This is a genomic window from Rubripirellula amarantea (genome assembly GCF_007859865.1).
Taxonomy (GTDB): domain Bacteria; phylum Planctomycetota; class Planctomycetia; order Pirellulales; family Pirellulaceae; genus Rubripirellula; species Rubripirellula amarantea.
The window spans coordinates 2,664,615-2,686,482 of the sequence record NZ_SJPI01000001.1; the positions used below are offsets into that span (position 1 = coordinate 2,664,615).

16 protein-coding genes are annotated in these 21,868 nt (G+C 55.0%); 4 read left to right on the forward strand and 12 right to left on the reverse strand.

The genetic code is table 11. The features are described from left to right. Window positions 1–4 precede the first annotated feature (4 nt). From Pla22_RS09705 to Pla22_RS09730, 6 genes are all read right to left on the reverse strand, one after another. The gene (locus Pla22_RS09705) at window positions 5–853 is read right to left on the reverse strand and encodes a tetratricopeptide repeat protein (protein WP_146514432.1); all 849 of its coding nucleotides are present in this window, start codon (window positions 851–853) and stop codon (window positions 5–7) included. 52 nt (window positions 854–905) lie between these two features. Next, entirely contained in the window at window positions 906–2,264 is a 1,359-nt protein-coding gene (locus Pla22_RS09710) for a serine/threonine protein kinase (RefSeq protein WP_146514433.1), read from the reverse strand. Further along, window positions 2,261–2,875 (reverse strand): RNA polymerase sigma factor, encoded by a 615-nt coding sequence (locus Pla22_RS09715; RefSeq protein WP_207310327.1) that lies wholly within the window; start codon window positions 2,873–2,875, stop codon window positions 2,261–2,263. Before Pla22_RS09715 ends, Pla22_RS09710 begins: the two co-directional genes overlap by 4 nt. A 78-nt stretch (window positions 2,876–2,953) precedes the next feature. Continuing rightward, window positions 2,954–5,083 carry a cytochrome c3 family protein gene (locus Pla22_RS09720; protein WP_146514434.1) on the reverse strand — a complete coding sequence of 710 codons (2,130 nt, stop codon included), beginning with the start codon at window positions 5,081–5,083 and terminating at the stop codon, window positions 2,954–2,956. A 5-nt stretch (window positions 5,084–5,088) separates the two neighbouring features. Continuing rightward, window positions 5,089–5,910 (reverse strand): hypothetical protein, encoded by an 822-nt coding sequence (locus Pla22_RS09725; RefSeq protein WP_146514435.1) that lies wholly within the window; start codon window positions 5,908–5,910, stop codon window positions 5,089–5,091. Further along, on the reverse strand, window positions 5,907–7,718 hold the full coding sequence (locus Pla22_RS09730) for a cyclic nucleotide-binding domain-containing protein (RefSeq protein ID WP_242631905.1): 1,812 nt from the start codon (window positions 7,716–7,718) through the stop codon (window positions 5,907–5,909). The genes Pla22_RS09725 and Pla22_RS09730 overlap by 4 nt, the downstream gene beginning before the upstream one ends. 395 nt (window positions 7,719–8,113) lie before the next feature. Between Pla22_RS09730 and Pla22_RS09735 the strand changes: the two genes are divergently transcribed. Beyond that, window positions 8,114–8,944, forward strand: a complete 831-nt coding sequence (locus Pla22_RS09735; protein WP_146514437.1) for a hypothetical protein — start codon at window positions 8,114–8,116, stop codon at window positions 8,942–8,944. Here the strand turns inward: Pla22_RS09735 and Pla22_RS09740 are convergent. From Pla22_RS09740 to Pla22_RS09750, 3 genes are read right to left on the reverse strand one after another with little or no spacing between them, the layout of a single operon-like run. After that, the gene (locus Pla22_RS09740) at window positions 8,916–9,137 is read right to left on the reverse strand and encodes a hypothetical protein (protein WP_146514438.1); all 222 of its coding nucleotides are present in this window, start codon (window positions 9,135–9,137) and stop codon (window positions 8,916–8,918) included. The genes Pla22_RS09735 and Pla22_RS09740 overlap by 29 nt on opposite strands. A 1-nt stretch (window position 9,138) precedes the next feature. Continuing rightward, window positions 9,139–11,388 carry a ferrous iron transport protein B gene (gene feoB / locus Pla22_RS09745; RefSeq protein ID WP_146514439.1) on the reverse strand — a complete coding sequence of 750 codons (2,250 nt, stop codon included), beginning with the start codon at window positions 11,386–11,388 and terminating at the stop codon, window positions 9,139–9,141. Window positions 11,389–11,421: 33 nt separating this feature from the next. After that, window positions 11,422–11,682: a FeoA family protein gene (locus tag Pla22_RS09750; protein WP_146514440.1), complete on the reverse strand. Its 261-nt coding sequence runs from the start codon at window positions 11,680–11,682 to the stop codon at window positions 11,422–11,424. A 555-nt stretch (window positions 11,683–12,237) separates the two neighbouring features. Here Pla22_RS09750 and Pla22_RS09755 point away from each other — a divergent pair. Then, window positions 12,238–13,230: an NAD-dependent epimerase/dehydratase family protein gene (locus tag Pla22_RS09755; RefSeq protein WP_146514441.1), complete on the forward strand. Its 993-nt coding sequence runs from the start codon at window positions 12,238–12,240 to the stop codon at window positions 13,228–13,230. 30 nt (window positions 13,231–13,260) lie between these two features. Next, the gene (locus Pla22_RS09760; RefSeq protein ID WP_146514442.1) at window positions 13,261–13,842 is read left to right on the forward strand and encodes an NUDIX hydrolase; all 582 of its coding nucleotides are present in this window, start codon (window positions 13,261–13,263) and stop codon (window positions 13,840–13,842) included. A gap of 47 nt (window positions 13,843–13,889) precedes the next feature. On the opposite strand, the gene Pla22_RS09765 is transcribed toward Pla22_RS09760, so the two are convergent. Beyond that, entirely contained in the window at window positions 13,890–15,239 is a 1,350-nt protein-coding gene (locus Pla22_RS09765) for a dihydroorotase (RefSeq protein WP_146514443.1), read from the reverse strand. A 45-nt stretch (window positions 15,240–15,284) separates the two neighbouring features. Beyond that, window positions 15,285–19,076 carry a hypothetical protein gene (locus Pla22_RS09770; protein ID WP_146514444.1) on the reverse strand — a complete coding sequence of 1,264 codons (3,792 nt, stop codon included), beginning with the start codon at window positions 19,074–19,076 and terminating at the stop codon, window positions 15,285–15,287. A 475-nt stretch (window positions 19,077–19,551) separates the two neighbouring features. Here Pla22_RS09770 and Pla22_RS09775 point away from each other — a divergent pair, with 475 nt between their 5' ends. Then, the gene (locus Pla22_RS09775) at window positions 19,552–20,694 is read left to right on the forward strand and encodes a helix-turn-helix domain-containing protein (RefSeq protein WP_146514445.1); all 1,143 of its coding nucleotides are present in this window, start codon (window positions 19,552–19,554) and stop codon (window positions 20,692–20,694) included. A 60-nt stretch (window positions 20,695–20,754) separates the two neighbouring features. On the opposite strand, the gene Pla22_RS09780 is transcribed toward Pla22_RS09775, so the two are convergent. Further along, a complete protein-coding gene (locus Pla22_RS09780) occupies window positions 20,755–21,696 on the reverse strand; it encodes a hypothetical protein (protein WP_146514446.1) in 942 nt (313 codons plus the stop codon). Between the last annotated feature and the right edge of the window lie 172 nt (window positions 21,697–21,868).

Sequence of the window (21,868 nt, forward strand, 5' to 3'; positions counted from 1 at the left end):
GCGATTACTTATTGGCTTGGGCTTTTTCGAGGTAATCCTTCATCCGCTCGTTCTCGGGATCGTGCTTAAGGTAACGCTCGGTCCACTCGATCACGGCGTCATATTTCTTTTGCCGCATCAGGGTTTCGACAAGCCCGAACCAAGACGCGGTGATCTGCAGTTGGATCGCTTTCGCTTCACCATTCACTTTGATGGTGAATTCGGTAGCTTCCGTCAGCATGGCTTCCGCCTCATCAAATCGCCCGGTCAACATCAACGCTTGTCCGAGTCCGTTGGTCACGCCGCCATGGTTGGGGTCAAGTTTCATCGCTGACTTGAAGATTTCGATGGCTTTGTCGTATTCCTGAAGGTGAATGTGTGTCCAACCGAGCCCGTTGATTGCGTGGATATACTTAGGGTCCTTCTTTAGGGCGGCTTCAAACCTAGTCAGTGCTGTGCGGTAGTCACGCTGTCCCCATGCTTTCCAGCCCTCGGTCGATAGCAGGCTAGCGGGCATTGTATTATCGGATTCCGCTACCTTGGTAAGTTCGATGACTTTGCGTTCGACAATTTCATCCGACGAATTCAACCGCTCGGCATATTGTTGCTTGACGCGAGCCAAATCTAGCTCCGCTCGTTCAATACGCTCGGCCTGCAGTTTCATTTGCAGGTCGAAGGCCTGCTTCACGAGTTTGCGGACGGAATCGACGCCTTCGAAGTCATCGGTCGACATCGTCGATAGACTCTGATCTATACGTTCGAGTTCGGATTGAACGGTTGCTTCGTCGGCTTCATCAGCCGGCATGCTGGAAAGGCCTGTTGCTGTAAGCAAGGCAAAGAAAGCGAAAGTGCGAAGGGCGATGCGTTGGGGCATGACTATTTCTCGGTGGCATGGAATGAAAGAGGCTGGGTTACGATTTCGGTAGTCAATCGTCGAAATCCACTGCGGTTTCTCGAATCAGTGATTGCAGTTCAAGCTCGAGCTTCAACAGGTCGCTGTCATCGACTTCCCAAGCAAGCGACGGTTCCGACGAATCCGTTGATTCAATCGCAGTGCTTGGAATAGATGGGGGGCTCGGCATTAGGAAGTAGGAAATCGCACTCAATGCGATCAAGCCAGCAACAGCGAACAGCCAACTCGATCGCAATCGCTTTCGCTGCGTCTTCCTGGTTTGAATAGCCGGCAGGACGGTCGTGCCGGGTTGGCGAATATGAGCCAAGCACTCCTCTAAGTGATCAGCGAGATCACTTGCTGATGCGAAGCGATGATTGGGGTCTTTCTCAAGCAGTCGATCAACGATCTGTTCCAACCATAACGGCGTCTGGTTGTTGATTTTCGATAGCTGACGGTGCTGCTGCGTTCGGACTTTGTGCAGCGTTCCGTACGATGTTTCGGCGCGGAACGGCGAATGCCCGCATTGCATCGCAAACATCACGCTGCCGAGGCTGAACAAGTCGGTTCGTGCATCAACTGATTCGCCCGCCGATTGTTCGGGTGACATGTACTGGGGTGTTCCAGCGATCACGCCGCTGGAAGTGAGGCTGGCATCGTCGGCGGCTCGGGCAAGCCCAAAGTCGGTGATCAACACTCGCGACACGCTTGAGGGCATCAAGATGTTCGCGGGTTTGATGTCGCGGTGAACCAACCCCTGGTCGTGCGCCGCCGCGAGACCCCGAGCGATTTGCAGACTGACTTCGAGTGTGTTTTCGATCGACATGGGTGATGTGCGGTCGATACGCTGCTGCAGCGATTCGCCTTTGATGTAGGGCATGACTAGAAACGGAATACCGTTCCACTCCGAAACACCGTAGATCGCGATCACGTTATCGTGAACGACTGCGGCTGCGGCTTGAGCCTCGCGAGCAAACCTTACTCGGGCCGCAGAATTGCTGCTGTAGGTCGGATTGAGAAGCTTGATGGCAACGAATCGATCCAGCGAAACATCGTGCCCCTTCAACACAACTCCCATGCCACCGCGCCCGATCACGCCCGTGATCTCGTATCCTCCGAAGCGTCCCATCATGTTGGGATCGTCCGTCGGGTCGAGAACGCTAGAGACGTCTATGGTGCAACCTGCGGTTGCCCGTTCGAGTTCATTCGAGGTAAGGAACTTCTTGGCATCGTCCCAAAGATCTGGATTTGCTGTACGCACCAACAAGGATTGGTCGCACTTGGGGCATTCGTTCAAGTGTTCTTCGAGTTCGATAAGTAACTCCGGTGAGATGTCTCCGGAAAGAAACTCATCGATCAATTGTGGACGGCAGGCTGTGTTGGCACGGTTCATGAGTTCAGCCCCATGTCGAGTTCTTGAACTTTCTGTTTCAGCCGAAGCATGACACGGCTGCGAGCGGTGTAGACACTGCCTCGAGATCGACCGAGTTGCTTGGCTACTTGGTCGACGTCGATTCCCTCGACGGTGGTTTGCCAAAATGCATTCCAGGTATCGTCGTGGAAGTCATTGCGGATTTGGTCAGCCGCGACGCGGAAGATCTCGCGGCGGTACTCAAGATCCAAAGTTTCGGTCATCGCATCCGGTGCGGGTTGTTCGTGAAGCAGTCCTATCATTTCGCTACCGCCGGCCCCTCGATCTGGAACCCCTCGGGTCATCGCGTTGATGATCGCTCTTCTCGCGATGGTTCTTAGCCATGTGCGAAACTTGGCTCGGTCGTCGTCCGGTTCAAAACGCTCGATGGCGTTGGCGATTGCCAACAAGACTTGTTGGGCCAAGTCGTCAGCGTCTGCTGGTTGCATTCCTCGCAGTTGAGCCATTCGCTCGACCACGGGCCGATACATCGCCGAAAACTCTCGCCACGCAGTAGCATCCTGCGGGTCGCGAATTTTCAGCAATAGGCTGGCGCGGGTTTCCGGATCGGGCATTGGGACAATTGTCGACAAAGAGGACGAAATCTACGTTTCGTCAATCTACACACACGCCGCGAAGGAATCTGTCAGTACCGCGCCGATTTTTTGTCGTCAGGGCGAGATGTGGTAGCGATGGCAGTCCACGCACGAATCGCTAGCGGCATTCTTATGGTGACACGCTGCGCAATCTTGCTGTTCGATCGGAACAAATTCAGCGATGGACTCGCTCGAAATCGTGCTAACATCCAACCCCGATTGCACTTGATGGCAAGCCTTGCAATCTGACAATGACGCGATGTTCAAATGCGGAGTATGCGAGAACTTTGTGAACTGACTGCGGCTACCCACCAGTGGCTCGGATTTCCAAAGTCCTGCATAGGAGGCTGCTCCCGCGTGGCACTGTAGACATGCCTTGACCGCTTTGTGCTCTAACATCTGGACGTTGAACTTGTCCAAGCCGCCAAGTTGTGCCGCGGCTTCGATGACGGCGACGAGCGAGGGATCGGCATGACCACTACCACGATATCGGATCGCCAATCGAGTGTCGTCGCGATACCAACCGCCTGATTTCAACATTCGATCGGCATCAAACCGCTTCTTCGATTTGGGCTCGGAGGTATCCTGAACGGCTAATGGATCGCCACCCAGCAGATCGTCATCACCCAGCAGATCGTCACCCAGCAGATCGTCACCCAGCAGATCGTCACCGAGCAGGGCATCGCCACCGAGTGGATCATCACCACCGAGTAAGTCGTTACCGACCAGTAAGTCGTCACCTGCGAGCAAGTCATCTTGTTCCAGTAACTCGTCGTCGCCCGGTTTCTGGAACTGGACAGCTCGAAACACGCTGGCCTGCTGGCGTCGCTGGGCGAACGCGGATCGTTCGCCGAACCATCGTTCGATGGCACCGTCAACGAGTTGTGGTGAAAACGATTGAGCTAAGTGGTTGGCCGTTTCTTGTTTGATACCCGAAGCGACTAGTCGATCTACGATTGCGGTTTGTCCGTCGAACGAAATTCGTTCCATCAGTTCGCGAAGCGAACCAGCCACAGTCGCCGCGAACTCAATGTCGCCATCATTGTTGGGGTTCAATCGGGCAAACCCATCATCGGCAAGCCTGTTGATCGCCTTGGTTGTTGCCTTGTCGTCGGCGCCCCGCAGCAACAATCGCGTTAGCGGGGATACGTTTCCGTCGAAGAAACCCGTCGCCGCTTCGGGCCAATTTGCAATCGACTTTGCTGCCGATTCGGGGATCGTTGGCAACGCGAGTAGTTCCAAACCTTCGGATACTTCCAAACGCAGCCCGTCATCATGACAGGACGCGCAGGCTGCTTCATAGCTGACCGTGCGTGCCACCTGCCCGAGCGCATCCACCGTGTGACACTTGCTGCAGTCAAAGGTCATGCCCGATGATTCACCCGCACCAGACGATGCGGGGTAGTGCTTGGTCATGTGAGTTCGGTGGTCGAAGCCGATGTTTCCTCCTCGCCCGTACGGCCAGTCACCGAACGAAGGGTGCGAGGAAGCGAAATCGCCAAATCGGTCTTGATGACAGGTTTGGCACTGGGCATCAGAAAGTCGTCTCAGGTCGTGCTCTGCCCCGTGATGTTCACGATGACATGCACTGCACTGGATGTTCTCTTGATCGACGGCTGGTGAGGGCAGAGCGTCGTGCCACGAGGTACTTCGATCGGAGGTGCCGGAAGTCGCTGATGCTAAACGAAGCTGGTCTCGCTGGTTGATAGGTAAGTTGTGAGCCTTCATTGCGGTATCGCGATCGATCGTCACATGGTGACAATCCATGCACAACTGCGATTGAGACCTTGCGTTATCGCCCATGCCGATCACATGGGAAGCCACTTGGGTGAGCGAGAAGGTTCCCGGTTCATTCACATCAACATGACAGGACGCACATCGCTGTGTCTCTAAAGTTGATTCCAGGATTTGGGCGTGAGCGGACGACAAATCACCCGGTTTGATCACGCTGGCCGGTTCCGACAACCATGCCATTGCCACGACAATCGCGACCAACAACAACGAACTTAGAAACGCGACTTGCTTCTTTCGTCCTGCCCACGTGCGGCGGGGCCGACAGGCTTCGGCCAAGGGACAACGTCCACGCTGATTGGGACCAAAGCTGCATTTCGATGTGCTGCCTTCGCCAGAGTGTCCACACATCCAACGTTCGTTGGGTCGGTCCAGCCCCGAGGGACGAGCGATATCAAGTTCGTCGCGACGCATGACGGCTAGCCCAAATACCGGAGCGAAATGATGGTGTGGGCAATCGCTGCAACGACGAGCACGATCGACAGGAAACTGTGGACGACGACCCACAATCGCAAACGCAACTGCAAGGCAAATTGGTAGTCGAGATCATCACGTCGTCGAACTAACGCGGCTAACTTGCCGGATGTGGATCGACCTTCGGTTTCCATGTAGCGGTCTAATTCGCGAAGTCCACTAAGCAATCGCCTTCGTCTGACACCCGTTGGCACCAACACATAAGTGAGCGAAGGACGCGAATTGAAAAACGGGTGCAGGTACTTCGTGTAGAAATTACCGAGCACACGAATAGCAGAGGTTTCGCCTAATTCGTCAAGCAAACCACGGGCTGTTGTGGATATCTGATCGCGATGCCAACTGACGCGATCAAAGCGATGTTGTCCTTGAACGCTCGTCAGCCGCTTTGGCAAAGTTCGCGAAGCGTAGATTCCATAGAATCCGCTGAGGGTGACAATTAGAAAAAACAGAGACAACGCACATTCAAAGAACCCGTCGCCAATCAAGTTGGGAACGTGAAGCCAGTAGATCGCGCTGCTGAAAAAACCAGTGTAGAGATGCACCTGGGTCCAAGTGCTGACGTTGCCCAGCGGCAGAATCGGCAACCGGCGTCGGACGCCAATCAATACCAGACCCAGCAAGCACACCAGCAGTGTTGCCCCGGTAAAGATCGAAGCATGTCCCAATCGTGATCGTATCACCCAGGTGATGCCGGCAAAAAGCAGCACGGCTAGCAAAGTGGTTGCGACGGCGTAATTTCGACGTTGCCGAAAGGAGAGCTTCCTCATGCGGCACCTCGTTGATCGAGCCACTCTCGCAGTGGGCTAGATTCCGTCAGGTCGATTCGTACCATCGCATCATGCGGACACGCTGCTGCACACGCGGGGCCGCTTGGCGATTCCTGGCACATATCGCATTTGGTTGCTTTGCGAATAGGTCGTCCGGTGCTAACGTCTACAAACGGCCGGCCGGTTCGGTCTTGAACTTCGACCATGTTGATGTTTTCGTAGGGGCAAGCTGACGCGCACGTACCGCAGCCCACGCAGATCGATTCATGGATTCCCACGACTCCGGTTTCCAGATTGCGAGAAATCGCGCCGGTGGGGCAACCGATCATGCAAACCGGATCTTGGCACTGCATGCAGGCCTGAGTGAACTGCAAACGCTCGTGCGAAACTCCCTGGCGGATGAAACGCGGATTTCCGTCATGAGTTGCCGCGCACGCTTTGACGCAGTCATCGCACCGGGTACAGCGGTGCAGGTCAATCACCATCGCTTGTCGACCATTATTGAGACGGTTTTGAACGATGAACTCAAGCAGTCCCGTGGGTTGAAACTGTTGTCCCGATGAACTCGGTAAGTCTTGCCAATCAGCCGAGGCTTTGTCGTCGTCGCGCTCGCGTCGCCGACGGTCTCGCGTCACACGGCGACGTTCTTGGCTAGGTGGCTGCGAAGCTTGCGTCAACCAATCCGCGACTTGTTCCGGCAGTTCGCTTCGCCGTACGTGCGGCATCACTTCGGTGGCAAACGTTTCAACTGGAATTTGCAGCGTATCGAGAAATCCAATGGCGCGAAGCGAGTTCTTTAATGTTTGCGGCGGCGTGCCTTCTGGACGAGCGACGTTGTGCGCTAGTTCTTCCAGTCCAAATACGTGTCCTTTGCCTAAGTAAGCTGTCGTTCGCTCGGAAACACCGTAAGCTTGCGACAATCGGCCGAACCCACTTCGCACAATCACAAGGTCAGTTGGCATCGCACCTTCGGTTGCAACCAAAGGTTCGGACGCGATTTGCTCTTGAACGGGAAGTTCGCGAGTCTTTTTGTAATCTGAATTCCATTCCATCCGACCGAACGAACGCATCTGAGTAGCCTGGGCGACTCGTTGCAGATTTTCTTCGGGGACGTGGCGAAGCAGTGGAAGTTCGCGAAGGTGGACAGACAGCCAATGGCTTCGGTAATGATTGTCGAGCGAGTCGGCAAACTTTCGATCGCGACGAAGGATCTTGAGTCCTTGCCAACGGATCTCGAGTAACGCTGCTTCGGATTTCGCGACCACCGTCGCCGTTCGCGGTGACCGGTACATGGCCGCGACCTCACCGAATAATTCACCCGGTCCAAGCGTTACCGTGTTTCCGCCTTTTAACACCGCAGCAAAGTCCTGCAAGAAGATCGCCGGATGGTCATCGACCTCTCGGATCGTCGCTTGCTGATTCGAATCAGAATTGCTCTCAGTAACATTCGTCGTGATTTGTGACTCGGTGCGAGCTTCCGTCAGTCCCTTGCCGGTGAAGCTGCGACCCAGGTACTGACCCAACGCGTCTATCCACGACAGTGGTTTGTTGGTGTGGCGTCCCAGGCTTTCCGGGGGTAGCGAATCTACGACCACGCTGACTTCGCCCGCTAAGACTAGAAATGCACTGTTGCCGTAATCCCCTTCGCGAACAATGATCTCGCCGGGGTCACAACGATGCAGCTTTGTGTCACAACGTAGGATGCCGTCGATGGGGGTGCTGCGTGGAAAAGCCGACTCGTCCATCGATGCGAATGGTTCGCGAGTGCGCAGCCAAGAGATATCCGCAGTGGACATTAATTCGTCCATCGGTTGACTCCACCGCTCTGGGCGGCGCACGGCAATGGGCTGCTCCGCCTTCATGATGTCCTTAGAAGTAGGCGTTTCGCAGATACAAAGTCAAGAGAGACTTTGAGTTAAGGTCGTCGGCCTTGACGTGTTAGGTCCAGATCTTCTACCAACCACAAGGTTTAAGGAAATGACTGTACTGTTGCCATGGACCAGAGAACGGATATCACTTGAGTCAGCCGCCACCTACCGAACGATCCTTAGCTCAAGCGCAACGGTGGTGCGCTCGCAGAGTCGCTAGGATTCGTGAGCGTTGGTGGGAGTTTCTGAGCTGCCATCTGCCCAGGGTTGGCTGGTGCGTTGTACTGATCGCATCCTTGAGTGCCGGGTGTGCGACGTGGAATGAATCGTCGTCTTTGATCTCGAAAAATCTAGACGCCGATGGCCAAGCCGCTCGGCTATCAACCTCAGTTGTCCATGCTTCGTCGGGTCAGGCGATTTTGGAAGCTGAGTTCATCAAAACAGATCTCGAGTCTTTGACCAGCGATCAAATGAAAGTGCTATGGAGCTGGGTGGATGAAACTTCGCTCAACCCCGGCCAGCGTCAAGGATTCATTGCCAATGGCCTTAGAGCAGGCATCGTTGTCGATGAAGCGAGATTCCGACAACAACTGAAAACCTTGGCACCGGCCAGCGATGTGGTCGACGACTTCTTATCGTCCGCCTCGGTAGCTAGCCGGGTTAATGAGGGCGTGGAACGAATCCCCATGCGAATCGGTCGCCGCTATGAATTGCCGGTGGGCAAGCCGAACGAGGGTGAACACGTAACGCTCGTGCGAATCGATTCACAAACGATTGGAAGAACGGTTCAAGATCCGCAGTACCTTTTCGCACTTGAACCAGTGGAGCTAACGCCGCAACGTCAACTGCACTTAAGACTGCGTCCCGAAGTACAGTACGGCGAAATGAAGCAAGCTTGGGTGGGAAGTGATTCAGCGATGCGGATCGATCGGCGTCGCGAAGTTTGGACCCTCAGCGAACTGGACTTGGACGTGATCGCTCAAGAAAACGATTTGCTGGTGATCACAGCGGACCGCATGCAGAGCGAAGATGGCGGACGAGCGTCGATCCAAGAATCGTCGGCACTAGCGACCAAGATGATGACCGGCAGCAGTGCTCAGCAAACCAACGAACAATTGTTCGTGCTAATTCGGGTTATCAAGATTCCGGATCAGTCCGCGAACTAGGCGACTTCATCCCCAGGGATACGACGGGTTTGGTATCGGCAGCTTGGGGATTACGGCTACACGTACCGCAACTGCTCACATGCCCGGCTCCGTCTCGCGAACCGCTGCGAACGATTCGATAGATCCGTCGGCAAAGCCAAGCGGCAGCGACCAGGACGATCAGCGTTGCGATAATGGGTTGCCAGGACAACATTTCACAATAACCGCGAAAAGGTTTGATAGGTCACCAACGCTCCAACGTAAGCCAGAACGGTCATGTAAGTGAAGCTAAGAATAGGCCAAAACCATGAATTCGTCTCACGCCGGATCACCAACAAGGTGCTAACGCATTGTGCACACAAGGCAAAGAACACCATGATCGAGAGTGCCACCGGCAAGGTGTACACGGGTGACCCGTCGGGATGCTTGGCCGCGCGCATCGCACCGATTAGGCCTTCTTCGTCTTCTTCACCGCCAAGCGAATAGATGGTTCCCAGCGTGGCAATGATCACTTCCCGAGCCGGAAAGCTAGCCACCGCACCGACTCCGATTTTCCAGTCCCAACCCAGTGGTTTGACCAGGGGTTCGATCGCATGACCCGTCATGCCCAACGCACTATTCTCAATTAAGTGAGCGCTTTCGGCCTGCAATTGAGTCTCGATTTCGTCAGCGTTTCCGATGCCCGATTCCAGTTGACTCTGCAGTTCAAACTGGCGTGTATGATCGCCTGGCCAATAACCAGCAAACCAGATCAAGATCGAAGCAGCAAAGATCAGCGTGCCGGCGCGAACAACGAAAGCAACGCTCGCCTGCCAGACTCTCGCAAAAACGACTCGAAGTGACGGCCATTTGTATTCAGGCAACTCCAGGACGAACGGCGACGCTTCACCTCTTAGCAACGTCTTCTTCAGGATCCATGCCACCGGAATGGCCACGACGATGCCGACGCAGTACATCGCCATCAAAACCAATGCGGGTAACGACACCCAGCCACCAAGCCAAGCGGTGGCTGGAACGAAGGCTCCTATCAACAGCAAGTACACCGGTAGCCGAGCACTGCAGCTCATCAACGGAGCCACCATGATTGTCGCCAGGCGATCTCGCGGACTCTCAATCACTCGAGTTGCCATCACGCCGGGAACCGCACAAGCAAACGAACTCATCAGCGGTAGGAACGATTTACCGCTTAATCCAAAGGCCGACATGATTCGGTCGACGACAAAAGCGGCCCGTGCCATGTATCCGCAGTCTTCCAAGATCGCCAAGAACAAAAACAACAGTGCGATTTGTGGCAGGAAGATCAAGACGCCGCCCACGCCCGCGATCACACCGTCGACGATCAGGCTTCGCAACATTCCAGGCGGCATCACGCTGCTGATAAGGTCCGAGGCCCAGCCCGTGGCGCCGTCGATCAAGTCCATCGGGATCGAGGCAAACGAATAGATGGACTGAAAGACCGCCAGCATGATCAACAGGAAGCCGATCAATCCCAACCATCGGTGCGTTAGCATCGCATCAATACGATCGGTCCATGATGAACCTCGCGACGACTTCAGCTCTGTCACCCCATTCAACGTGCGTGCTGCCCAGTCATAGCGGGCTTCGCATTCTCGATCGATCAGGTCAATGCCGCCGCTCTCTTTGACGGACATCTTCAAGTCCTGGCGAATGCGACTGAGTCGTTGCCCGAATTCGCTGCCCAGGCGTTTGGTGATCGCTGATTCTGCTGCTCCGCCTTGGTCAATCAACGCTCGTTGAACTAAGAAGCGACTTGGTTGATCGTCGGAGTCCGAGATGTGAGTCGCTATCGCGGCCTGCAGTTCGTCTACAGCAGTGACAAACGACGCGGGCAATGCTTGCGAGCGTTGAAGACGCTCGCCGTCCATCGCGCGTTCGCAACTAGCGGCGATTTCTCTTTTCAGTTCCAAAATTCCCGTTCGCTTAGACGCTGAAGTCGCGATCACCGGGATGCCGAGCGTCAGAGACAATTGCTCGATGTCGATTGACAACCCGCGGGAGGTTGCCGCGTCGATCATGTTCAGTGCCAGAACAACAGGCTTGCCCAGTTCGAGGATTTGGCTAACCAGGAACAAATTGCGTCGCAGCATCGTCGCGTTGACCACGCAAACGATCAGGTCGACTTCGGGCTCACCCGGAACTTCGCCGGTCAAAACTTCCACTGCGACCAACTCGTCGGGTGATCGCGGAGCCAGCGAATAAGTGCCTGGCAAATCAATCAGGTCAATCAGCAGTGATCGCCCGTCCGTTGTGGGAACATGGCAGTGACCCACCTTCTTTTCAATTGTCACACCCGGATAGTTGCCCGTGCGAACATTGAGTCCCGCCAACGCGTTGAACAGCGTGCTTTTGCCAGTGTTGGGATTTCCCACCAGCGCAACGCGGTAATGAAAGTCGTCAGCGGTAGAGTGGGTCGGCGATGAAGATTCGTACGATGCCGACGACATGAGCGAGATAGATTCTCAGAAAGGTAAGATCGCTTAACCGACCACTTCGACTTCAACGCGTCTGGCTTCGCCGTCGCGAACAGCAATGCGGGCACCCGCGACGCCGCAGTTCACTGGGCCCTTGAACGGTGCCCGACGGATGTACTGGACCAATTCGCCAGCAATGAAACCCATCTCACGAAGGCGTGACGAAATACCGTCGACCCCTTCAATGCGGATGATTCGGGCTGATTGTCCCGGAGCCAATTGGTCCAAGGTCATCAACGAAGTGGCGGGGGTCAGGGTGGCCGACATGAACGTGATCTCTTGCGTAATGCTGCGAAAGGAGTCCGATCTCAAAACCTTCGCTATTGAGAATGCTTCTCAAAAGCATCTGTAGTTTCGTCTTTCATCGACCTGGTGTCAAGGATTGCTGCAGCCAACTGGGATGCAAAATCAGCAAAAGAGCTAAGCAAGCAAAGAAAAATTCGCAAAAAAATTTAGTCTCAGCAACGCGGTTTAGAAAGCCGTAACCACCGAATCTCGACAAGGTTTGTTATTGCTATGCCGCGCAAAAAAGGTGGTGCAGTGGCAGTCCGTTCATGATCGCGAAACGTCGAGTCGCGCGACCGAGCAAACCCCCACGCGTCAGCGAACTCGGTGAGTAAACGGGTTCAGTTCGGCTTGTTGAATGAACTGACCACACAGGTAATCGGTGTTATGAACAGTCGTAATGGGGCGTTCCTAACGATTGGATGACGTTCGGATTCCCGTTGAGCTGCGTGCTGCGACTTGGCGTTGCCGATGCGGAGACTACTTTGCGGGCATCGAACTTCATTCACTCACTCTCCTTTTGAATTTTTGAGAACCATGAAACGAACGATTCTTGTTGCCGGCGGCGGAGGGTTTATTGGTGGGCACCTCGCGAAAGAACTGCTCAAAGATCCAAACAACCACGTCCGCGTTGTTGATATCAAGCCTCAGGACCAATGGTACTTCGTTCATGAAGGCGCCGAAAATCGTGTGGGTGATTTAGCGAACATGGATGTCGCCCAAGCTTCATGCGAGGGAGTTCACGATGTCTATAACCTTGCCGCTGATATGGGCGGGATGGGGTTCATCGAGAACAACAAGGCATTGTGCATGTTGACGGTCTTGATCAATACGAACCTATTGGTCGCCGCACGAGACCACGGCATCGAAAAGTACTTTTACGCTAGTTCAGCTTGCGTCTACAACGCAGACAAACAACGTGATCCCAACGTGACGGCACTCAAGGAAGAAGATGCATATCCCGCAATGCCAGAAGATGGCTACGGTTGGGAAAAGTTGTTTTCCGAGCGGATGTGCCGACACTTTCGCGAAGACTTTGGTCTTCACACTCGTGTTGCCCGATTCCACAACGTTTATGGCCCCTATGGAACCTGGGAAGGTGGCCGCGAGAAAGCACCTGCTGCGGTTTGTCGAAAGGTCATCCAAGCAAAGACATCTGGCGATCACAAGATCGAGATCTGGGGCGACGGAAAGCAAACTCGCAGCTTCATGTACATCGACGATTGCGTTTATGGCATCCTCAAGATCATGAACAGCGACATCATCGAGCCGATTAACCTTGGCTCGGACGAACTTGTCACGATCAATGGTCTCGTCGACATCGTGGAGGACATCGCCGACATCAAGCTTCAACGCGACTACAACCTTTCGGCACCGAAGGGCGTCAACGGACGCAACAGCGACAATACGATGATTCAACGTGAACTCGGCTGGGCCCCAGGTATTCGGCTGCGTGATGGCATGCAACGCACGTATGACTGGATCTACGAAGAATACACGGCAAAGTACCCTACGGCCGTTAAGGCGTAACGCTGCATGTCAGTGTGACGTTTCAATGTGATGTCGAATAAGAAACCAGGGTCGATGCTTCCTCGCGAGTTCAAGACGCTCGCGAAAGAGTCTGTCTATCGCAGCGCGCGTGTTGAACTGCAGCATCACAAGGTAGAACTGCCCGATGGCAACATCGTCGACGATTGGGCATATGTGCTCGCTTCGGACGCGGTGCTTTTGGTTTGCCAGCGCAACGACGGAAAGTTTTTAGTTCTACGCCATCACAAGTACGCGATATCGGATTGCGTTCACGGGCCCGTTGGCGGTGCTGTTGATCGAGATGAAAGTCCGATTGATGCCGCCAAACGAGAATTGTTAGAGGAAACCGGAATGCAGGCCGCGTGGTGGCGATGTCTGGGGGAAAGTGTGCTGGACCCGAATCGCTACGTTGGCCGAGTTCATTGTTACCTCGTTCGCGAGCTTACTCGAGTTCACGATCAGCCTCTTGCACCGGATTGCGAAAACCCCGATCTGGTTTGGGTGACGGAGCAAGAGCTTCGTGAAATCGCCATCAAAGAGTCCTCGGTCGCGTCATGGAAGCTCGCCTTTTTGTTGGCAATCGAAAGTCTACGCGACACAGAATCGGTTTGATGCTAGTCCTGGCGTGAACCGGCATCGGATTCAATCGCCAATCACGGTTAGGTTCCAATCCCATCCGGTGTATTCCAATAGCCACCGCGCGAGTGGTCGAATCGAAGTTTTGCGCCGCGGTGAGATTCATTGAATCCCGATTGTTTGCTCCACACGACCGAGCCGCCGACCATTGTGGTGACAGGCCACCCGGTAAGGGTTTCTCCGTGCCAAGGACTCCATTTTGTTTTCGTATGTTGTTCTTCGTCGCGAACCGTGCGAGATTCGTCGAGGTCCACCAGCACCAAGTCGGCATCGTAGCCGGCTTCGATTCGGCCCTTGCCGATGATGCCCCAGACTCGTGCCGGTGCGTCACTCATCCAAGAGGCAACTTGCTGCAAAGAACACTTGCCCGCAACGACCTGATTGAGCATCAAGGCCAACGAGTTTTCGACAGCGGGCAAACCCGATGGGCTTTGCGGATAGGGCTGTGCTTTTTCTTCGAGCGTGTGCGGTGCGTGGTCAGTCGCGATGACCTGGATCGTGCCGTCGAGTAGGCCTTGCCATAAGCCTGCATTGTCGGCTGCTGTCTTGATTGACGGGTTCATCTGAATGCGACTTCCCAGCCGGGGGTAATCGTCAACATTAAAGAAAACGTGATGCAAACAAATTTCAGCAGTCAGGTAGGGAGCCGTGTCACGCAGCAGATCAAGTTCATCAGCGGTGGATACATGCAGCACATGAAATCGGTGCTTATGTCGCGTCGCCAAGTCGATGGCTCGCTTGGTAGCAATGACCGCTGCTTTGTGATCGCGAATCCGGGAGTGGTCTGCGATGTCAGTGGTTCCGCTAAGTCGTTCCGCGTTGGCTCGCACGGTGGCTTCGTCTTCGCAGTGCGCGCATAGGGGAAGCGTGGTTTCGGCAAAGATGCGTTCGAGTGCTTCTTGGGAATCGACCAGGAGATTGCCAGTGCTGCTGCCGATGAAAATCTTGATACCGGGGACATCCGTTGCTTTACGAAGTTCTTCGACGTTGTCAGGCGTGGCACCGATGTAGAAGCCGTAGTTAACAAGCGACTTGTCAGCGGCGAGTTGCTCTTTTGCCTTCACGCCTTCCATCGTGACAGCCGGTGGTTGGGTGTTGGGCATCTCCAAGAACGACGTTGTCCCACCAGCAGCGCAGGCGTGGGAGGCTGTTGAAAGATCTTCTTTATGAGTCAGACCGGGTTCGCGAAAATGAACTTGGTCATCGATCACTCCTGGCAACAAGTGCAGTCCGCTGCCGTCAATCAACTCGTCGGCCGACGCATGTGTGTCGGCCGCCACGTCGAGGATCTTGCCATTTTCCAGGAGGACATTGGAAAGGACCGTGGAGCCGGGCAAAACGGCTGAAACGTTGCGGATAAGGGTGCGTGACATGTCGAAGCTCGCGTAAGAATATCGAAGATTAGATCTTCTAATTCTCTACTGTGCGAGCGCTCGTCGGAAGGCGTCGAAAGCATCGCGATACGCGGCTGGCGGCGGACGACGGTTTCCGGAATCTCGCAAGCCCCGCAACGCGTCGCGGTTGTCCCGGTTCTGCGTATTGGAAGTCCTCGATGGTGGTTTAAGACCAAGACTTCGCAGCGCGTCTTCAAGATCGCGTTTCGCGTCTGCATTTTGCGTGGGCGATTTCTCCAATTCGCGAATGTTCTGCCAACGATCGCGAAACCGTTGCATATCGGCTTCCGTCCAATTTAATTTGTCCAACAATTCTTGGTTGGGTTGGTCACGAGTCTGGTCAAGATAGTCAAGCACCATGTCGGTCGCCTTCTTGGCGTAGTCTTGGTTGATTTTGTCGACGGGATCCTGAATTTGTTCTCCGGCAACGTTCCCTTCGGAGCCATCGGTCGATCCGGGCGTGCCCTCCATCGAAGGGCTCATGTTCTCTGGATTCTGTTTGCCCGGTGTTGGCTCACCGTTGGGCTCAGAACCCGATTGGGATGAGCCCGCATCGCTCGACGGCGATTGCGATCCGGAGTTCGCTTCGGGCGACTCTTTGCCAGATTCGTTGCCAGATTCATTGCCAGTTCCTTCGTCATCCGAATCACCATTGGGGTCTTCGCCGGTAGCGTTTTCTTTAGCAGTGTTTTCGTCGGTAGGACTTTCGCCACCAGTGCCTTGGTTGTCACTGTCACCTGACCTTGATGCATCATCTGACATTGAGTCTGCGGCACTCTCTGCGTTCGGATCGGACCCCGTTTGAGGGCTTTGAGGGTTTTGTCCGCCGCTGCTTTGGTTATCGTCGCTTTGGTTACCGCTGCTTTGGTTACCGTCGCCTCGTTGGCCATCGCTACCAGGTTGGCTGGGGCTATCGCCTTGCCCGCCGCCTTCGGGTTTGCCATCGTCTCCATCGCGTGAAGGATTTGCCGAGTCATTTGGTTTCGGCTTTCCACCACTTGATGCGTCGGAGCTGTCCCGATCGCCGCTTTCCTGAGCACTGTTGGATTCAGAGTCGCTGGTTTCGGAGTCGCTGGTTTCGGAGTCGCTGGTTTCGGAGTCGCTGGTTTCGGAGTCGCTGGTTTCGGAGTCATGGGACTGTGGGTTAGCAGCCTCGGGGTCTCGGTTCTCGTCTGAACTTTGTTCCTGGGGCTTACCGGACTGGTCGCCCTGTCCTTTCTTTTGGTTTTCAAGAAAGTCACGGATGCGTTCAAACGCTTCGCCATCGTGTTGCGGAGGCCCTTCTTGTTCATCCGTTTGGGTATCGGTGGGGTTTCCCTCACCTTGCGGATTCGTGCCATCTTGAGATCGGTTTTGAGGATTGCCGTTTTGTTGGTTGCCAGCACCATCTGTTTGAGGGCTACCGGAGGAATCAGGGTCGCGATTTGGCGAATCGCTGGAAGGTTCGTTCGAAGATGGTTGTTCTGCGGATGATTGGCTTCCGGGATCTTCACTTCCGCTGCTTGTTCCACTCTTGGACTCCGTACCGGGTTCCATCGCTCCCTGGTCCGAGCTTTGTCGTTGATCACCATCTTGGGATCCATCAGGTTGGCGTGGTTGGGGTTCGTCGCCTTGACCAGATTGATCGTCGTTAGCTTCTTGCGCACCCTGATCTCGGCCATCGGAACCCTGTGCACCGGAACCAGGGTCTCCCGGATTTTGTGTCCCAGAGTTCTGGTTTTGCGTCCCTGAGTTCTGTGAAGTTGAATCCTGTGTCCCCGAGTTTTGGTCCTGATTCATTCCTTCGGATTCGCTGGCTTCCGATTCGCCGCCTTCTCCTGACTTTCCGCCGCCACCGGCGTCGCCTTCTCCTTCTTTTTCGCTGGTGCCGTCCCCGCCCGTTCCGCCAGATTGTTGTTGGTCGGCTGAGTCACCACTTCCACCGGACTGGCCTTGAGCACCCTGTTGATCTCCCTCTTCAGCTTTACCATTGCCGTCGGAGTTGCCGTCGGAATTGCCGTCGGGGGAGCCGCCGTCAGACGCTTCTTCGTCGGGCGCGTTGTCCCCTGCGGGATCAGCGGCCGGTTGTTGGTCCGGTTCCGACAGCCCATCTTCATTCGGTTGGCCAGGCGGTGGAACTTCAGCATCCGCGACGATGCGAAGTTCGATCGGATCGGTGGTCGCCGTATTGGCATCGCCGTTGGCGATTCGTCGATTGTCCGTTGCGATGGCGGCAATGCGTACCACATCACCCACCATTAATCCCATTTCTGCGGGTCGGAAACGGTATTCAGCGACCTGATTTCCAACCTTTCCCTTTTCGTGAGCCCAAAGCACAGGCTCGTCGATGACTTGAATACCACTTCGCATCTGCAAGCGGATTTCAGTCAAACCAAAGTCTGCATCGGAGGCATGAACCTCGATCATTTGCTGCGCACCCAAAGGAACATCTTGCGAAGAGCGAGTGGGCAACATGATCGCAATTTCGGGTGCCAAATCCGCGATGATATCGATCGGGTAGATGATCGGTTCAGGGTTGCTTGAATCGGCTGCATCCCAAACTTTAATGCGGTAACTGTCGCGCCGAACTTCGCGCGATCTTCCCAATGCAATCTTGAGCGGGAATTGAACATTCACTTGCATGCCATCCTGGCTCACTTTCAAGTCAATCGCACCGTCGGTTGCCTGGATGTTGTTTCCGATGCGTTTGGGGTTGAATTGAATCGCCCCGCGTGTGACCGGGCGATTGCATCGAGCGACGATCGTGATTTGGGTACCATCAATGGCAGAGATCGCGCCTGTGGTGCGTGAGTAGGGAGTGATGCCGGTATAGGCGGGCGGTTCGTAGCGAATCGATTCGAGCGATACCACAGGTACGTCTTCGACGCGAAGCACGAATGGTCCCGCCGTGGCATCGCCAGCGAACAGCGAGTAGGGCACGTTTCCCGCAGCGGATGTCGGCAGCGAAATCTCGGATTGGTAGTTGGAAGAGCTTGGGTCGTCACTCTTCACTAGAGGATAGGTCTTTGTGCCGCTAGCTAATTCAACACGTACCTGCATGTCGTCGCTGGCTGAGTTGCCCTGGACTTTGGCACGTACCTCGATCGTACGTCCAGCGATAGCATCGGTGTCACCGGGGGTTACATCAGAAATAGAGACACGCGTCGCTGGCGCTATCTCGGCGATCGGAGCAAGCAAACGTGTTGCCGATTGCAGCGAATCTTTTGGCGATAACGCGGCGTACAGAAGCAATCCGGCCAGCATGATTGCAGTGGCAATCCACCACCGCATCGTGCCAGTCGCTTCCAGCGGAAGTTCGTCGCGTTTTTGCAAGTAACCAGCGGTGGACGATCCGAGGGATCGAACAACGCGACCAGACAACCCGCCATCCTCCCGATGGGGACGGAGCGTCACGTAGCTGGTTAGTGCATGACGTAGCTCGGGATAGTTTCTTTCGAGCGAACGGGCGGCGTACTCCGGTTGAACCGAAGTGCCTCGCAGCGACCAAAGATAACGATACAAATAGACAGCAACGGCCAAAGAGCCAAAAGCAAACCCTAAGGTTCGAATAAGCGGGCTTGGTGAATAGATCCACTGATCGATGACGATCCACGCAAAGAGCGCAACAAGTATCCCTTGAACCAAACGCAAGCAGCGGCGAACACATTCGGCCCACCACAGGGCTCGGCACGCCTCGTCGATGCGGGTTTCGATTAATTCATCGCTAGCTGACTTGGATCGTGCATTTGGGTTCGACTCAGGACCATTTTTCTCGGCTATCGGTGCTCCCGAGCCAACGCCTTGGTTGGTCAAATGAGGAGGAGCGGTTGCCGACATAATTACGTATAGCCCATTAGAGTGACGAGACGTCGCAACCAATTAGCGAAAAACAATTCGCATCGTGAAAGCGGCGCTGCTGCAAGCACTAGTATAGCTTTGCAAAGCCCGTCGCTACGCCACGAGCTGACCCATAATTCATCGTGACAATCGATTATGCGGGCTGGGAAGCCAACGAAATCTCAAATTTTGCCCCCTATGCTCGTCTGCCAGCTAGGATAATTCTTGACAACCGTTCATCTTAGGACTGCGGTACTTTGCGGCGAATCAGGCGAGTTTCTTGGACGTTGCCGTCCTATACTGACACGCCGCCGCAAAGTGGTTATGGAAATTTTGGCGGACTTTCATGCCTGTAACCGCGTTGAATTGAGGCCTTGCTTCGATGTCCCCCGTCCCCGTGTATGGATCGAGTGGGCAAACTGTTAAATTGGCGTCGTACTGACACTCGCTTCCCACTTTTTTAGCCTGACTATCTATGAGATACGCCTTCCGACTCGCGGAATTGCTTGGCCACACCCCGGACCGCCGAAAGCGACCGGGGACGATTAAATCGATTGTCGAACACACCGGTTTGGATCGTCACCAAGTGGCTTCTTTGCTTAAGAACGAAGCGAAGTACATCCCCTTGGATGCGCTTTCGCGAATTTGTGACTATTTGATTGATCATGGGTACGCGACCGCTGACCAATTGCCCGGCGCCTTGTTTGCGGTCAACGCCGAAAACTTTTGGGAGCTTTTAGCTCGTCGTGGCGAAATCGAAATCGTTCTAGGCGTCCGCGAGAATCCGGATGCCGTTTCGCCGGACAGCGCCACCGTGGTCGCCAGTGACGCGGTGCTCTTTGGTGAATTGCTTAACGGTGTATCAACACTTGGTGGTGCTGCTAAACACAAGGGCCCGGTTGAGGGTGAAGACGGTCCCACGGCCGTTCCAATGCCCGATCGTTTGCAGCAAACCTTAGTGTGGAGCCCCGGCCAAGTATCGCTTGAAGATGCTCGTGCTCGAGCGGGCGAAGTCTTTGAAGGTTTCGTTGACGCGCAAGGTGACCGTGGACTCGTTTGCATCGGAAGTGTGAAGAGCAACCCAGTCGCTGAGTTAGTCTTCGCTGATGCGTTTGGATGCACTCCATTTGTGACCGAAGATGATGTCGACGATGTATCAGCACGATCGTGTCCGTTCTTTCTTCGATACCGGGACAGCGATCCGCAACCAGGCGGGGCGTCCGCTGGTACTCGGCTCAGCAAGAACGAAGACGCACCGGAGCCAGGTTTCTACTACGAGAAGGACGACGGCACCTGGGCTTACGCCGGTGGTAAGAAATCCGACTCGGCATTGGTGTTCTATCTCTTCCGCGAAGCACTCGGTCGACTCGACATGGTGTTGAGCGGTTTCTCGGGTCGGGCCACTCGTTTGCTCGCTAAGACGCTGGCGATTCGCGGCGAAGAATTCTGGCCGCCGGTCTACGAAGAAGATGGTCTGCAAATTGGTGCGTACTTGGTTCAGTACGAAAACACCGAAAACAAACCTAGCCGTGATGATCTGCTGTTCAATTCCGGTGGTGCCGCAGAGATCATGCCTCTTTCGCGAGAAGCGATCGCTAAACGTATCGCCCGTCGATAGTGAAGCTAGCGGCATGCGAGCGGCGAAGGCGAATTCACTTTTCGTCTCAACCGCCGCTGCTTAGTACTGCGTTCCCGGTCGACGCCAATCTAGGTTTTGACCGGTCGTGGTTGGTGCTGCGGGCGTTTGTGCCTGCTCGGCCATGCTTGCTCCGCGTGAATCAAACGAGCTGACGTTGGCTTGCGAATCAAATGGTCGTGGTCGCGATTCAAATTGCGGTGTTGTGGAAGGCATCGGAGTGAATCCCGTTTGAGCAAATTGCATCGGGGCGGATTGTCCAGCGTAGTTGTTCGCCGGTGAAGGCATCATGCTCGGACTAGCGATCGGCGACGGCGAGTATTGAACGCTACTGCCTGCGTATGAGTTGACTCCGGTGTATCCAGGCGGGTTCGGAGCGCCCGTCAAGTCGATCACCTGCATCCCGCCAGCGCGTGCATCGCGTTGGTTGGTGAATTGAGACCGGTCAGCCGGCGTTTCTTGCTGAGGGAAAGTCGTTGCGGGGCCGAAGGCCGCATTCGTTTCTGTCCAGGAAGCCGTTTGAACGCCGGACCCGATCGGTGTTGAATCGAAAGTGGGCGCACCTATTGGCGAACGATCGAACGAATCATTCGATGGCGGGGGCAGTTCGGATGGAGCCGTTGCTAAACCGTCGTACTGTGAGAATCCGTTTGGTGCGGAACCAATGTAGGGTGAACTTGTGGGCGACGAACCTAGGTAGTTGTTGGGCACGACAGCGGTTGCCGAGCCGTTGAAGGATCCGGTCGGTGGCGGCGAAACTCTTGTGCTGCCTCCGAACGGCCCAAGTACTGGTGTTTGTCCGGGGGCAACCGGCGACAAAGAACCTAGCGGCGATAATTGTCCACTGGCCGTTGGACCGGTCGTTTGGCGGCAACCGCCAACCAGGGTCAATCCCATTGCAAGGGAAAGCAGCGTGAAACAGGTGTATCGCATTTCCGATTCCATGTCATCGGTGAGAGAACGTTCGGCGGTTCCAGAGGACATCTCCAGCGCCGGTTCCACGAGCTTTAACAAAAGTCGGAATTTCGTCGAAACCCCGAATTCATACCCCCACGGCGAATTCTCTCTGAAGCGACTGTGCCGGTTTTGACGACGAAGACGGTAATCCGAGTTGGCTCACCACTTTTGCGCGCCAATTTTATGCAAACCACCAAGC